The sequence below is a fragment of the Burkholderia sp. Ac-20349 genome, assembly GCF_017104865.1.
Taxonomy (GTDB): domain Bacteria; phylum Pseudomonadota; class Gammaproteobacteria; order Burkholderiales; family Burkholderiaceae; genus Burkholderia; species Burkholderia aenigmatica.
This window is the reverse complement of the sequence record NZ_JAAGPM010000018.1, coordinates 1-12,916: the sequence shown is the minus strand read 5'-3', so window position 1 is coordinate 12,916 and position 12,916 is coordinate 1. Positions and strand designations below refer to the sequence as shown.

Sequence of the window (12,916 nt, the reverse complement as noted above, 5' to 3'; positions counted from 1 at the left end):
GCAAAGTATCGGCGAATTCACGCGAAATTGCGGCGATCCACGGGCAAATCGCCGTCAACGTGCGGGCCGCCGTTCGGGCCGGTTACAGCGCGTCGAGCGTCTTTTTCAACTCGGCCGGTTGGATTTGTCCTAATTTTGTCTCGCGAATTTTGCCGGTTTCGTCGATGACGACCGTAAACGGCAACGCGCCGGCGGTATTTCCGAAATTACGGGCCAGATCGGCGCCCGCATATCCGCTGACGAAGACCGGATAGTCGACCTTCACCTTCTGCAGAAAGTTCTTCACGTTCTGTTCGGAATCGACGCCGATCCCGATGAAACGGATGCCCTTCTGTTTGTACTGGTGCGACAGCGCGACGAGCTCCGGCATCTCCTCGACGCACGGGCCGCACCACGACGCCCAGAAATTGATGACGACCTTCTGCCCCTTGAAGGCGGACAGCGTGGCCGGCTTGCCGTCGGTGCCCGTCAGCGACGCCGCCCACAACTGTTCGACCGGGCTGCCGTGTGCGGCGGGCGCGGCGACGGCGACGCCGTCATCGGCGGTGCCGCGGAACCAATGGCCGGCGGTGAGCCCGCCGGCAACGGCGGCGGCCGCGACGACCGCGAGCGCCAACATGCGTTTCATCATCATCGTTGAATCATTCCGGTTCGGAAGGGGCCTTGCCTGCTTCGACGAGCGCGCGCAGCGCGGCGGCATCCGCACGGGCGACCCGGCCGCGCGCGTCGGCCTTGACCGCGCCGCGCAGGTCGTCGCTCGCATAGAGCGCGAGGTGGATGCCGATTGCATCGACGTCGCGTCGCGGGCGCCACAGGAAACTGAGCGTCTCGACATCGGCGCGGCCCGCGAAGTGCCGCGTCTCGGAGACGTCGTACTGGACGTTCTGGTTCAGCAGGTAGATCGCGACGTCCTTCGGGTTGTCGGTGAATGCCTGCAAATGAATATCCGAATGTGCGTTCGCGGTGCCGTTCAGCACGGCACCCGTCACATAAGGATGGAACTCGGCGAGCCGGCGCATCCAGTCGAGCGCGACTTCGCGCAGGCGGCGCAGTTCGTCCGGCTGCGTGTCGCTCTGGAACAGGGCGAGGTACTCGCGCAGTTCTTCCTCGATCTGGTCGTTATCCGGCAGCCATTCGCCGGCAACGCGCGTGTCGCCCAGCAACTGACGCGCGGCCTTGCGTTTCGCACCGGCATAGTCCAGGCCGTCCTCCGCGATCAGGCGGGCGGCGGATTGGGCGATTTCCTCGCGGACGCGCCGCGGGTCGAGAAGGGTTTTGCGAGACATGATCCGGCAATCATACTCGATCGCCGCAGGGCCCGAGCGCGGGTGCGGCGGCCTGCCGCCCGGCGTGCCGGCGCCGTTCGCGCGCAGCGTTCGGGCCGCCGGGCACGGCAGGCCGTCAGTTACAATAGTGTTCTTTGTGTCGCGGCAAAGGCCGTTGGCCGGGCGCCGGCCGCACGGCCCGTCCGGTGCGCCGCACACACATCCTTTCCGAATCGACGGCGCCCGGCGGCGCGAAAGCATTCATCTATGCACATCCACATTCTTGGCATCTGCGGCACCTTCATGGGCGGTCTCGCCGTACTCGCGCGCGAGGCGGGCCACACGGTGACGGGTTGCGACGCGGGCGTCTATCCGCCGATGAGCACGCAGCTCGAGGCGCAGGGCATCACGCTGATCGAGGGCTACGGCGCCGAGCAGATCGATCTGAAACCGGACCTGTTCGTGATCGGCAACGTCGTCACGCGCGGTAATCCGCTGATGGAGGCGATCCTCGATCGCGGCCTGCCGTACGTGTCGGGCCCGCAGTGGCTCGGCGAGCACGTGCTCGCCGGCAAGTGGGTGCTCGCGGTCGCGGGCACGCACGGCAAGACGACCACGTCGTCGATGCTCGCGTGGCTGCTGGAAGACTCGGGCCTGAATCCGGGCTTCCTGATCGGCGGCGTGCCGCTGAACTTCGGCGTGTCGGCGCGGCTCACCGATTCGAGCTTCTTCGTGATCGAGGCCGACGAATACGATACGGCGTTCTTCGACAAGCGCTCGAAGTTCGTCCATTACCGGCCGCGCACCGCGGTGCTGAACAACCTTGAATTCGATCACGCCGACATCTTCCCGGATCTCGCCGCGATCGAGACGCAATTCCATCATCTCGTGCGTACCGTGCCCGGTGTCGGCCGGATCGTCACGAATGGCCGCTCGGACGCGCTCGAGCGCGTGCTGGCGCGCGGCTGCTGGAGCGAGGTCGAGCGCTTTGGCGTCGACGGCGGCTGGCAGGCGCTGCCGGCCGAGGACGGCGTGCCGGTCGACGAGCGCTTCGCGGTGTATTCGCACGCGGAACGCGTCGGCGAAGTCGCGTGGCAGGTGCAGGGCGATCACAACCGGATGAACGCGCTCGCGGCGATCGCGGCCGCGCGCCATGTCGGCGTGCCGCCCGCGCAGGCCGCCGCCTCCCTCGCATCGTTCCGCAACGTGAAGCGCCGCATGGAAGTGCGCGGCAGCGTGGACGGCGTGACCGTCTACGACGACTTCGCGCACCATCCGACCGCGATCGACACCACGATCGCCGGCCTTCGTGCACGCATCGGCCGCCAGAATGCCCGCATCCTCGCCGTGCTCGAGCCGCGCTCGAACACGATGAAGCTCGGCGTGATGAAGTCGCAACTGCCGGCGAGCCTGGCCGACGCCGATCTCGTGTTCGGCTACGGCGCGCCGACCGGGCGCGACGCGCTCGGCTGGAATCTGGCCGAGGCGCTGGCGCCGCTCGGCGACAAGGCGCGCGCGTTCGACGATCTGCACCTGCTGGTGAAGTCCGTCGTCGCAGCCGCCCGCCCGGGCGACCACGTGCTCGTGATGAGCAACGGCGGCTTCGGCGGCGTGCACCAGAAGCTGCTCGATGCGCTCGGGAGCCGCACGTGATCCTGTATCTGCACGGCTTCCGGTCGTCGCCGGAATCGCAGAAGTCGCGCCAGCTCGCCGCGCGCATGGCCGAGCTCGGCCGCACCGACGAGTGGCGGTGCCCGTCGCTGTCGGTGTCGCCGCTCGAAGCGATCGCGGTCGCGGAAGCCGAGGTGGCCGGCGCGCGCGACGTGACCGTCGTCGGCAGCTCGCTCGGCGGCTATTACGCCACCTGGCTGGCCGAAAAGCACGGCTGGAAGGCCGTGCTGCTGAATCCGGCCATCGTGCCGCAGCGCGATCTCGAACAGCATCTGGGCGAACAGCCGCTGTACCACGGCGGCGGCACGATCGTCGTCGAGCGTCGTCATCTGCATGAGCTCGATGCGCTGCGCGTGCCGGCGATCACGCGTGCCGAACGCTACTATCTGTTCGCGGCGACCGGTGACGAAGTGCTCGATTACCGCGAGATGCTCGCGCATTACCCGGGCGCGAAGACGCGCGTGATCGAAGGCAGCGATCACGGGATCAGCGAATTTGCCGACTATGTCGACGACGTTCTCGCTTTTTGCGACGGAAAGACGTCTTAAACCGGCCACGTGCCGATCGAATTCCCATCATCATGCGGCGCCGCCGACGCGGCGCCCGGCAGTCTGAACGAGAGTACTGAGTGAACGTTTTCTTCGAGGAATCGGGCAGTTTCAAGGCGGGCAGCGTGCTGTCGCGCCAGGGCGACGCGTTTCAGGTCGAGTTGCCCGGCGGGCGACGTGCGAAGGTGCGCGCAAAAGACGTGCTGATCGAATTCGACAAGCCGGCCGCAAGCGAACTGATGCAGGAGGCCGACACGGCCGCGCAGCAGATCGATCTGGATTTCCTGTGGGAATGCGCGCCGGCCGACGAGTTCGCGTATACGGCGCTGGCCGCCGAATACTTCGGCGCGACGTACGGCCCGGTGGAGCGTGCGGCGCTGGTGCTGCGACTGCACGGTTCGCCCGTCTACTTTCGCCGCAAGGGGCGCGGCCAGTACCAGCGCGCGCCGGAAGAGCAGCTCAAGATGGCGCTCGCATCGCTCGAGCGCAAGCGCCAGCAGGCGCTCGTCCAGGTGCAGTACGAAGAGGAACTGAAGGCCGGCAAGCTGCCGGACGCGTTCGTGGGCAAGGTGCTCGGGCTGCTGACGCGGCCGGACAAGAACGCGATCGAATACAAGGCGATGGAAGCGGCGGCCGGTGCGCGCGGCGTGTCGCCGGCGCGGCTGATGCTCGACTGCGGCGGCATCGCGTCGCCGCGTGCGTTGCACGAGGCGCGCTTCCTCGCGGAGTTCTTCCCGCACGGCACGGGCTTCCCGGCCGTCACGGTCGGCGCGCTGCCGGACGACCTGCCGCGCGCGGACGTGCAGGCGTTCTCGATCGACGACATCACGACGACCGAAATCGACGACGCGTTCTCGGTCGAGCACCTGTCCGACGGCCGTGTGCGGATCGGCGTGCACATCGCGGCGCCGGCGCTCGGCATCGTGCGCGGCGATGCGGTCGATGCGATCGCGCGCACGCGCCTGTCGACCGTCTACATGCCGGGCGACAAGATCACGATGCTGCCGGACGACGTCGTCGACGTGTTCACGCTGAAAGAGGGCGATTACCGCCCGGCGCTGTCGCTGTACATCATCGTCAACCGCGAAACCCAGGAGATCGTCGCGAACGAGACGCGCGCCGAGCTCGTGTTCGTGAAGAACAACCTGCGGCACAACCACCTCGACGAGCTCGTCAACGAAGAGACGCTCGCGGCCGGCACCGGCGACTATCCGCACAAGGACGACATCGCCGTGCTGTGGCCGCTTGCGCAGGCGCTGTTCGAGAAGCGCCAGGTCGCGCGCGCGGGCTACGGCCTGAAGCGCGAAGTGCAGCGCAACACCGACTACAACTTCTATGTCGAAGGCGAGCACGTGTCGATCACGCCGCGCCGTCGCGGGTCGCCGCTCGACCTGATCGTGTCGGAGCTCGCGATTCTCGCGAACTCGACCTGGGGCGCGTTCCTGCACGACCACACGGTGCCGGGCATCTACCGCTCGCAGCGCGGCTTCGGCGCGCCGGGCCCGAAACGCACGCGGATGCAGACGACGGCCGCGCCGCACGAGGGCCTCGGGGTGGCGCAGTACGCGTGGAGCACGTCGCCGCTGCGCCGCTACGTCGACCTCGTGAACCAGTGGCAACTGCTCGCGTGCGTTCAGCACGGCGTCACCGCGAAGCTCGCCGCGCCGTTCAAGCCGAAGGACGCCGACCTGTACGCTGTCGTGCAGGGCTTCGACGACACCTATACGGCCTACGCCGACTACCAGCGCCGGATGGAGTATTTCTGGTGCCTGCGCTGGCTCGCGCAGGAGCAAAAGAAGCACGTCGTCGCGAGCGTCGTGAAGGGCGATCTCGTGCGCCTCGAGGAAATTCCGCTGCTGCTGCACGTGCCGGGGCTCGGCGTGCATGCGCGCGGCACGCGCGTGCTGCTCGACGTGATGTCGCTCGACGAGCTGACGATCGAGGCATCGGTGCGGCTGCTGAACGTGCTCGACGCGCCGACCGTGACGAGTGGCGACGCAGCCGAGGAAGAGGATGACGCCGAAGGCGGCGACGACACGCTGATCGACGCCGAAGACGCGACGGCCGAAACCGAGGCGGAAGCGCTGGCGGAAGCGGACGGCGCGGCGGCCGGTGAAGGCGGCGAAGCCGCGGGCGGCAACGCCAGCGAAGAGGGGCGCGCATCATGACCGCGACTGCGTCGACGGGCGGCGCCGACCGCTATGTCGTATTCGGCAACCCGGTGGCGCACAGCAAGTCGCCGTTCATCCACGCGCAATTCGCCGCGCAGACGGGCGAGCCGGTCGAATACGCGCACCGGCTCGCGCCGGTCGACGGTTTCGAGGCGGCCGTGCGGGCATTCGTCGCCGAAGGCGGGCGCGGCGCGAACGTGACGGTACCGTTCAAGCTCGAAGCGCACGCACTCGCCGACACGCTGTCGCCGCGTGCGGCAGCGGCGGGCGCGGTGAATACGCTGCGCATCGACGCCGACGGCCGCATCCACGGTGACAACACCGACGGGGTCGGCCTCGTGCGCGACATCGAAGCGAATCTCGGCGTGTCGCTGGCAGGGGCACGCATCCTGCTGCTCGGCGCGGGCGGCGCGGCACGCGGTGTCGTGCTGCCGCTGCTCGACCGTGCGCCGCTGTCGATCACGATCGTGAACCGTACCGCGAGCAAGGCCGAGGCGCTCGTCGGCCAGTTCATGCAGGCCGCACACGATGCGGGCTGCACGCTCGCGGGCGGCGGCCCCGACGTGGTGCGCGCGGAGCCGTACGACGTGGTGATCAACGCGACGGCCGGCAGCCTCGATGCCGCCCTGCCGGCGTGCGACGCGGCCGCATTCGGCGCGGGCACGCTCGCGTACGACATGATGTACGGCGCGCAGCCGACGGTGTTCATGCAGCATGCGGCGTCGCTCGGCGCACGCACGGCCGACGGGCTCGGGATGCTCGTCGAGCAGGCGGCCGAATCGTTCTTCATCTGGCGCGGTGTGCGGCCGGACGGCGCACCGGTGCTGGCCGCGCTGCGCCAGGCGCTCGCGGCGAGCTGAACGGAGCGCGGCACGTGGTAGCGGTGAGCGACACGCAGCACACGCGGACGGTGAGCCCGGCCCGCTGGATCGTCTATGCGGGATCGGTGTTCGCGGGTGCATGGCTCGCGACGCAACTGTTCTATCTCGCGCAGATCGCGTTGTGGTCGTTCGTGAACCCGGGCTCGACCGCGTTCATGCGTACCGACGCGTGGTGGCTGTCGCGCGACAAGCCACCCGCACAGATCCAGCATCAATGGGTGCCGTACGACCAGATCTCGCGCAACCTGAAGCGCGCACTGATCGCGTCGGAAGACTCGACCTTCGCGACCAACAACGGCTACGACGTCGACGCGATCCTGCAGGCGTGGGAGAAGAACAAGGCGCGCGGCCGGATCGTCGCGGGCGGCTCGACGATCACGCAGCAGCTCGCGCGCAACCTGTTCCTGTCGCGCGAGAAGAGCTACATCCGCAAGGGGCAGGAGCTCATCATCACCTGGATGCTCGAAACGGTGCTCGACAAGGAGCGGATCTTCGAGATCTACCTGAATTCCGTCGAGTGGGGCCGCGGCGTATACGGCGCCGAAGCGGCCGCCCGCTATTACTACAAGATCCCCGCGAGCCGGCTCGGCGCGTGGCAGTCGGCGCGCCTCGCGGTGATGCTGCCGAAGCCGCGCTGGTTCGACGCGCACCGCGGCTCGGCCTACCAGGCGCAGCGCGCGGCAGTCATTGCCCGCCGGATGGGCGCGGCCGCGCTGCCGCAATCGGAGTGAACGGCGCGCTCGCGCCGTCGCATTGACCGTTTCGCCGCCCGTGCGCCGCGCGTGGGTCGTTGGTGCGCTGCAGCGCAATCGTGTCGCGCGCATTTCGGGTCACATCCTTTAGACGAATTCGTCTATTTCGTTTTGCTGAGCAATCTCGGACGCCATGCGATTTTGTTGGCCGATATGGCACGAAATTCAGGAATTTTTAGTCTTCCAGGCTAAATGCGAAAGCCCGTGAAAGGTGCGTGAAATGCAACGTTTCGCGAACCGAAGTAATCCTGAAAGGTGTGCGCCGCACCGGTCGTCCGCCAAATATTTCAAAATTTTTCAAAGCTGACGGGCTCGCGTATATTGGCCAGCGCCTCGGCTTATCGGCCGCATTCGAGGCGGGGGGCGGCTTATCCGGCTGCTCGACACAAAAAACATCCGAGAGAAGGAACGCAACGATGCCAGCGAGCAAAGCGAAGCTGTTGTTGGGAGTGGTGTTTTCTTCGCTGATTCTGACGGCCTGCAACGACGACGTGACCTCGTCCGCTGCTGCCAGCGCCGACAATTCAGCCGATCCCGCCAGTCAGGTGGACAGGGCGTACAACGATCCGAACAGTTATTCGTCGAGCGCGAACGCGTCGCTCGACGCCTCCGCCGCGGTTGAAAAGGCCGCCGTCACGCATCACCAGATCACACTCAACGGCAAGACGATTCGCTACACGGCTACGGCCGGCCACCTCGTCGCGCGCAATCCGCAGACCGGCGCGCCCGAAGCATCGTTCTTCTACGTCGCCTATACGGCCGACAACCAGCCCGCGGCGAAGCGGCCCGTCACGTTCCTGTACAACGGCGGCCCCGGCTCGGCATCGGTGTGGCTGCATCTCGGCTCGTTCGGCCCGCGCCGGATCCAGACGGGCGACCCGAACGCGAACACGTCGACGTTCCCGTTCGTCGACAACCAGGAAAGCCTGCTCGACACGACCGACCTCGTGTTCGTCGATGCGATCGGCACCGGCTTCTCCGAAGCGGTCGCGCCGAACACGAACCAGACGTTCTGGGGCGTCGACCAGGACGGCGGCGCGTTCCGCGATTTCGTGACGCGCTACATCGCCGTGAACCAGCGCAACGATTCGCCGAAATACCTGTTCGGCGAGTCGTACGGCACGCCGCGCACCGACGTGCTCGCGAACCTGCTCGAGACGGCCGGCGTGAAGCTCGACGGCATCGTGCTGCAGTCGTCGATCCTGAACTACAACGTGAACTGCGACATGGCGAGCGACTACATCGGCAACTCGAACAACGGGTCGAGCCCGGTGAGTTGCGCGGGCTTCGTGCCGTCGTATGGCACCGTCGGCGCGTACTACCAGCTCGACAACCCGAACCCGTCGAGCCTGCCGTCGTATGCGGACCAGATGCGCCTGCTGACGGCCGGCAGCTATGCGCCTGCCGTGAACGCGTACCTGGCGAGCCATACGCCGCCGCCGCCGACCCTCGTCACGACGATGGTGAATTCGACCGGCGTGAAGCAGCAGCGGTGGAATGCGGACTTCAACGTGATCCCGACCTTCTTCGACAACAGCTTCCAGCTGTCGCTGATTCCGGGCACGCTGATCGGCCGCTACGACGCGCGCGTGAACGTGCCGGTGTCGAGCCCGCTCGCGTCCGGCGGCGATCCGTCGAGCACGTACATCACGCAGCCGTTCACCGACACGATCGGCAAGTACCTGCCGAACGAGCTGAAGTACACCGCGCAGTCGGCGTATTCGTTGAGCAGCAACGCGATCAACACGTGGGACTGGACGCACGACGGCCTCGCGATGCCTGACACGATCCCCGATCTCGCCGCGGCGCTGTCGCTGAATCCGCAGCTGAAGGTGCTGTCGCTGAACGGGTACCACGACATCGCGACGCCGTTCTACCAGACCGAGCTCGACCTCGCGCGGCTCGGGTCGCAACCGAACCTGACGATCAAGGACTATCAGGGCGGACACATGGTCTATCTCGACGACACGTCGCGTCCGCAGGAGAAAGCCGACCTCGTGACCTTCTACAACGCGGCCGCGCACTGATGCGATGCGCAGGGCAGGCGACGCGCGCCCGCAATGGCGCCGCGCCTGCCGTCGACGACCTCATTCCAGACTGGAGCCTGATATGAAGAATCGTTTCATCGTCGTTGCCGTGGCGCTCGCCTGTGTCGGCGCCGCAGCATCCGTATCCGCGTTCGCGCAGGCGAGCGACGCCGCCGCACCGGTGCGTGCGCGCCAGGCGCAGCTCGGCGATCCGTACGTGCCGCCGGCCGCGCGCAAGCCGACCGCCGGCACACAGACGACGGGCGCCGCGCTGCATGCGCAGGTGGTGCGCAAGCTCGCGCGGCAGTTCAGCGCGGCCGACACGCAGAACACGGGTTCGATCACCGAGTCGGAGGCACGCGCGGCCGGCCTCGGCTATGTCGCGAACCACTTCCGCCAGATCGACTCGGGCGGTAACGGCCGCGTGTCGTTCGCGGACGTCCAGCGCTACATGCAGGCACGCAGCACGAGCCAGCAGTAAGCGCGGCGCGGGGTGAACAAACGGGGGCGGAACCTGCGGCACGGCGGGTTTCGCCCCCGTGCACATGGCGCCGCCGCTACGTCGTGTACGTGGCGGATTTGCGCCGAATTCTCATTATCTGGGCAACGCATTCAAATATTGGAGACGAGTGCGTGCGCTCCTACAATCCGAAGCACATCGACAGCTTCGGACCCACGCATCGCGCGGCGCCCGTCGCATACGGAGACACCTTCCATGAAGTTCGCCGGGCGCTTTACTCGGTGCATCGACCGCCGCCTCGTCGCGGTGCCGGACGCCGTTCCGGCATCGTCCGAACGGCTTCACCGGTTCCGTTGAAGAAGCCCGCTCCACATGACCAAGATGCCCGATTCACTTGCCCTCGACGCCCGGCGCGCGACGCCGCACGATGCGTCGCTGACCGACAGCATCGGCGCGACCAGCACGCCGCTCGATCTCGCGGCCCAGCAGGCCGGTACGCAGACGCTGCTGCGCGGTCTTGCGATCCTCGAGGCGATTGCGAACGGCGCGCGCGACATGCGCGCGATCGGCGCTGCGCTCGGCACGACGCGCAGCACCACGCACCGCCTCGTCAGCAGCCTCGTGCAGGCGCGCTACCTGCGCCAGGTGCAGGGCGGCTACCTGCTCGGCCCGAAGCTGATCGAGCTCGGCACGATCGCGCTCGAGCAGATGCCGCTCACCGCGGTCGCGCGCCCGCACCTCGAAGCGCTCGCGGAAGCGACGCTCGACACGATCCATCTCGGCGTGCGCGACGGCGACGACGTGCTGTACATCGACAAGATTCCCGGCACGCGCGGCCTCGAGATGCGCTCGCGCGTCGGCCACCGGATGCCGCTCGCGTCGACCGGCATCGGCAAGGCGATGATGCTCGACACCGATCCCGACACGTGGCGCTCGCTGTTCGAAGCCGCCCGGCGAGCACTCGCCGGCGTCAATTTCAAGCCGGACAACCGGCCCGAGACGAGCGCGTTCCTGCAGCGCATGGCGCATTACGCGGCCGGCGGCTATACGTTCGACCTCGAGGAGAACGAGGCGTCGATCCGCTGCGTGGCCGCGCCGATCCGCGACGCGTCGGGCGCGATCGTCGCGGCCGTGTCGGTGGCGAGCACGATTCCGTACATGCCGCACGACCGGATGGACGAACTGATTCCGCTCGTGCAGCGCGAAGCGCGAGCCATTTCCGCGGAACTGGGCTGGAGCCCGCCGCAGGGTACCCGCAGGATCAAACGATGACGACTTCGACCCGGCCCGTTCCGGATGCCAGCTCCGCCACCCCGTCGCTGATCGCGCTCGACTGGGGCACGACGTCGCTGCGTGCTTACCTGTACGACGCGCACGGCGCGCTCATCGACACGCGCAGCCGCGCGGCGGGCGTGATGCATGTGCCTGGCGGCGGCGCGCGCGCGTTCGACGCGGTGTTCGAGGAAGCGTGCGGCGACTGGCTCGACCGCACCCCCGGCCTGCCGGTGCTCGCCGCCGGGATGGTCGGCAGCGCGCAGGGCTGGCGCGAGGCGCCGTACGTCGCGGTGCCGGCCGGCGCCGACGCGCTCGTCGCGGGCCTCATCACGGTGACGACGGCGCGCGGCACGACGATCTCGATCGTGCCGGGCGTCATCGCAACGGGCGACTTGCCCGACGTGATGCGCGGCGAAGAAACGCAGATATTCGGTGCACTCGCGAGCGATCCCATGCTTGGCACCGATCGTTCAGGGGTACTGATCGGCTTGCCGGGCACCCATGCGAAATGGGCGTGGGTGAGGGACGGGCTGATCGAGCGCTTCCAGACTTTCATGACCGGCGAGCTGTTCGCGGTGCTGCGCGACCACACGATCCTCGGCCGCACGATGCGTGCCGGTGCGCCGCCCGATCGCGCCGCATTCGTGCGCGGCGTCTCGGTCGCGCGCGGCGCGCGGCACACCGGGCTGCTCGCGACGATCTTCAGCACGCGCACGCTCGGCCTGACCGACCGGCTCGCGCCCGATGCGCAGGGCGACTACCTGTCCGGCCTGCTGATCGGCCATGAGCTCAACGCGCTCGACGCGATGCTCGCGGAGCGCGGCGTCGCGCTCGCGGACCAGCCGCTGCTGCTGATCGGCGACGACGGTCTGTGCGCGCGCTACGTCGATGCGCTCCAGGAATTCGGCCACCCGCACGCACGCGTCGTCGCGCATGCGACCGAGCGTGGCCTGTGGCGGATCGCATCGCGCGCCGGGCTCGTGCGCGCGGATGGCGAGCCCGTCTGCGCCGACCAATGAACCGTTTGCAGAGGAACCTTCGATGCCGTCCGACCTGACCTTGCCCGCGCCTTACGCACCCCACACCGCGCTGATGCGCGCGTTCGACGCGTGCCCGCTGATCGCGATCATGCGCGGGATCACGCCCGCCGAAGCGGCCGACCACGGCCATGCGCTCTACGAAGCCGGCTTCCGGATCGTCGAGGTGCCGCTCAACTCGCCGGATCCGTTCGACAGCATCGCGGCGCTGCGCCGTGCGTTGCCCGACGACGCGATCGTCGGCGCGGGGACCGTGCTGCGCGCCGAGTATGTCGACCGCGTGCAGGACGCGGGCGGCGCGCTGATCGTGATGCCGCACAGCGACGCGGCCGTGATCCGCCGTGCACGCGAGCGCGGCCTCGCGAGCGCCCCGGGCGTCGCGACGCCGACCGAAGCGTTCGCGGCGCTCACGAACGGCGCCGACGTGCTGAAGATGTTCCCGGCCGAGCAACTCGGCGTGCCGGTCGTGAAGGCATGGCGCGCGGTGATCGACCGCGCGGTGCCGCTGATTCCGGTCGGTGGCATCTCGCCCGACAACATGGAGCCGTTCCTCAGCGCCGGCGCGAACGGTTTCGGGCTCGGCTCGGCCCTGTACCGCCCCGGCCAGTCGGCCGACGCGACCGCGGCGAATGCGCGCGCGTTCCAGGCCGGGTTGCGCGTCGCGCGCGGCGGAGCCGCATGATGAACCGCCTCGCGGGCAAGGTCGCGATGGTGACGGGCGCGGGCCGGGGCATCGGCGCCGCGCGCCCGCCATCGACGGTGATGCACGCGGCATTGATGAACGGCGCCTCGTCGGACGCCAGGAACACGGCCGTCATCGCGACCTCCA

Annotated in this window: 12 protein-coding genes and 1 pseudogene; 10 read left to right on the top strand and 3 right to left on the bottom strand. The window is 68.1% G+C overall.

Features of this window, described 5'->3' with window-relative positions:
* Positions 1-82 precede the first annotated feature (82 nt).
* A complete protein-coding gene (locus G3N61_RS09335; RefSeq protein WP_043191372.1) occupies positions 83-634 on the bottom strand; it encodes a TlpA disulfide reductase family protein in 552 nt (183 codons plus the stop codon).
* A 7-nt stretch (positions 635-641) separates the two neighbouring features.
* Positions 642-1,286, bottom strand: coding sequence for a hypothetical protein (locus G3N61_RS09330; protein WP_043191369.1), 645 nt, complete (start codon positions 1,284-1,286; stop codon positions 642-644).
* A 246-nt stretch (positions 1,287-1,532) separates the two neighbouring features.
* Between G3N61_RS09330 and mpl the strand changes: the two genes are divergently transcribed.
* The 10 genes from mpl (at position 1,533) to G3N61_RS09280 (ending at position 12,769) form a co-directional block, all read left to right on the top strand.
* Positions 1,533-2,918, top strand: coding sequence for a UDP-N-acetylmuramate:L-alanyl-gamma-D-glutamyl-meso-diaminopimelate ligase (gene mpl / locus G3N61_RS09325; protein WP_043191367.1), 1,386 nt, complete (start codon positions 1,533-1,535; stop codon positions 2,916-2,918).
* Positions 2,915-3,484 carry a YqiA/YcfP family alpha/beta fold hydrolase gene (locus G3N61_RS09320; protein WP_043191364.1) on the top strand — a complete coding sequence of 190 codons (570 nt, stop codon included), beginning with the start codon at positions 2,915-2,917 and terminating at the stop codon, positions 3,482-3,484. Before mpl ends, G3N61_RS09320 begins: the two co-directional genes overlap by 4 nt.
* Before the next feature lie 80 nt (positions 3,485-3,564).
* Positions 3,565-5,652, top strand: coding sequence for an RNB domain-containing ribonuclease (locus G3N61_RS09315; RefSeq protein ID WP_043191362.1), 2,088 nt, complete (start codon positions 3,565-3,567; stop codon positions 5,650-5,652).
* Positions 5,649-6,515: a shikimate dehydrogenase gene (gene aroE, locus G3N61_RS09310; protein ID WP_089449873.1), complete on the top strand. Its 867-nt coding sequence runs from the start codon at positions 5,649-5,651 to the stop codon at positions 6,513-6,515. Before G3N61_RS09315 ends, aroE begins: the two co-directional genes overlap by 4 nt.
* Positions 6,516-6,529: 14 nt before the next feature.
* The gene (gene mtgA, locus G3N61_RS09305; protein WP_043191360.1) at positions 6,530-7,267 is read left to right on the top strand and encodes a monofunctional biosynthetic peptidoglycan transglycosylase; all 738 of its coding nucleotides are present in this window, start codon (positions 6,530-6,532) and stop codon (positions 7,265-7,267) included.
* Positions 7,268-7,704: 437 nt separating this feature from the next.
* Complete coding sequence (locus G3N61_RS09300; RefSeq protein ID WP_205822257.1) at positions 7,705-9,315, top strand: peptidase S10; 1,611 nt, start codon at positions 7,705-7,707, stop codon at positions 9,313-9,315.
* A gap of 82 nt (positions 9,316-9,397) precedes the next feature.
* Positions 9,398-9,796 (top strand): EF-hand domain-containing protein, encoded by a 399-nt coding sequence (locus tag G3N61_RS09295; RefSeq protein WP_089449874.1) that lies wholly within the window; start codon positions 9,398-9,400, stop codon positions 9,794-9,796.
* A gap of 351 nt (positions 9,797-10,147) precedes the next feature.
* On the top strand, positions 10,148-11,047 hold the full coding sequence (locus G3N61_RS09290) for an IclR family transcriptional regulator (protein WP_089449875.1): 900 nt from the start codon (positions 10,148-10,150) through the stop codon (positions 11,045-11,047).
* On the top strand, positions 11,044-12,069 hold the full coding sequence (locus G3N61_RS09285) for a 2-dehydro-3-deoxygalactonokinase (RefSeq protein WP_089449876.1): 1,026 nt from the start codon (positions 11,044-11,046) through the stop codon (positions 12,067-12,069). The genes G3N61_RS09290 and G3N61_RS09285 overlap by 4 nt, the downstream gene beginning before the upstream one ends.
* Before the next feature lie 22 nt (positions 12,070-12,091).
* Positions 12,092-12,769, top strand: a complete 678-nt coding sequence (locus G3N61_RS09280) for a 2-dehydro-3-deoxy-6-phosphogalactonate aldolase (RefSeq protein WP_043191348.1) — start codon at positions 12,092-12,094, stop codon at positions 12,767-12,769.
* A 55-nt stretch (positions 12,770-12,824) separates the two neighbouring features.
* Here G3N61_RS09280 and G3N61_RS09275 read toward each other — a convergent pair.
* A pseudogene (locus G3N61_RS09275) lies at positions 12,825-12,916 on the bottom strand (short-chain dehydrogenase); the annotation flags it as partial.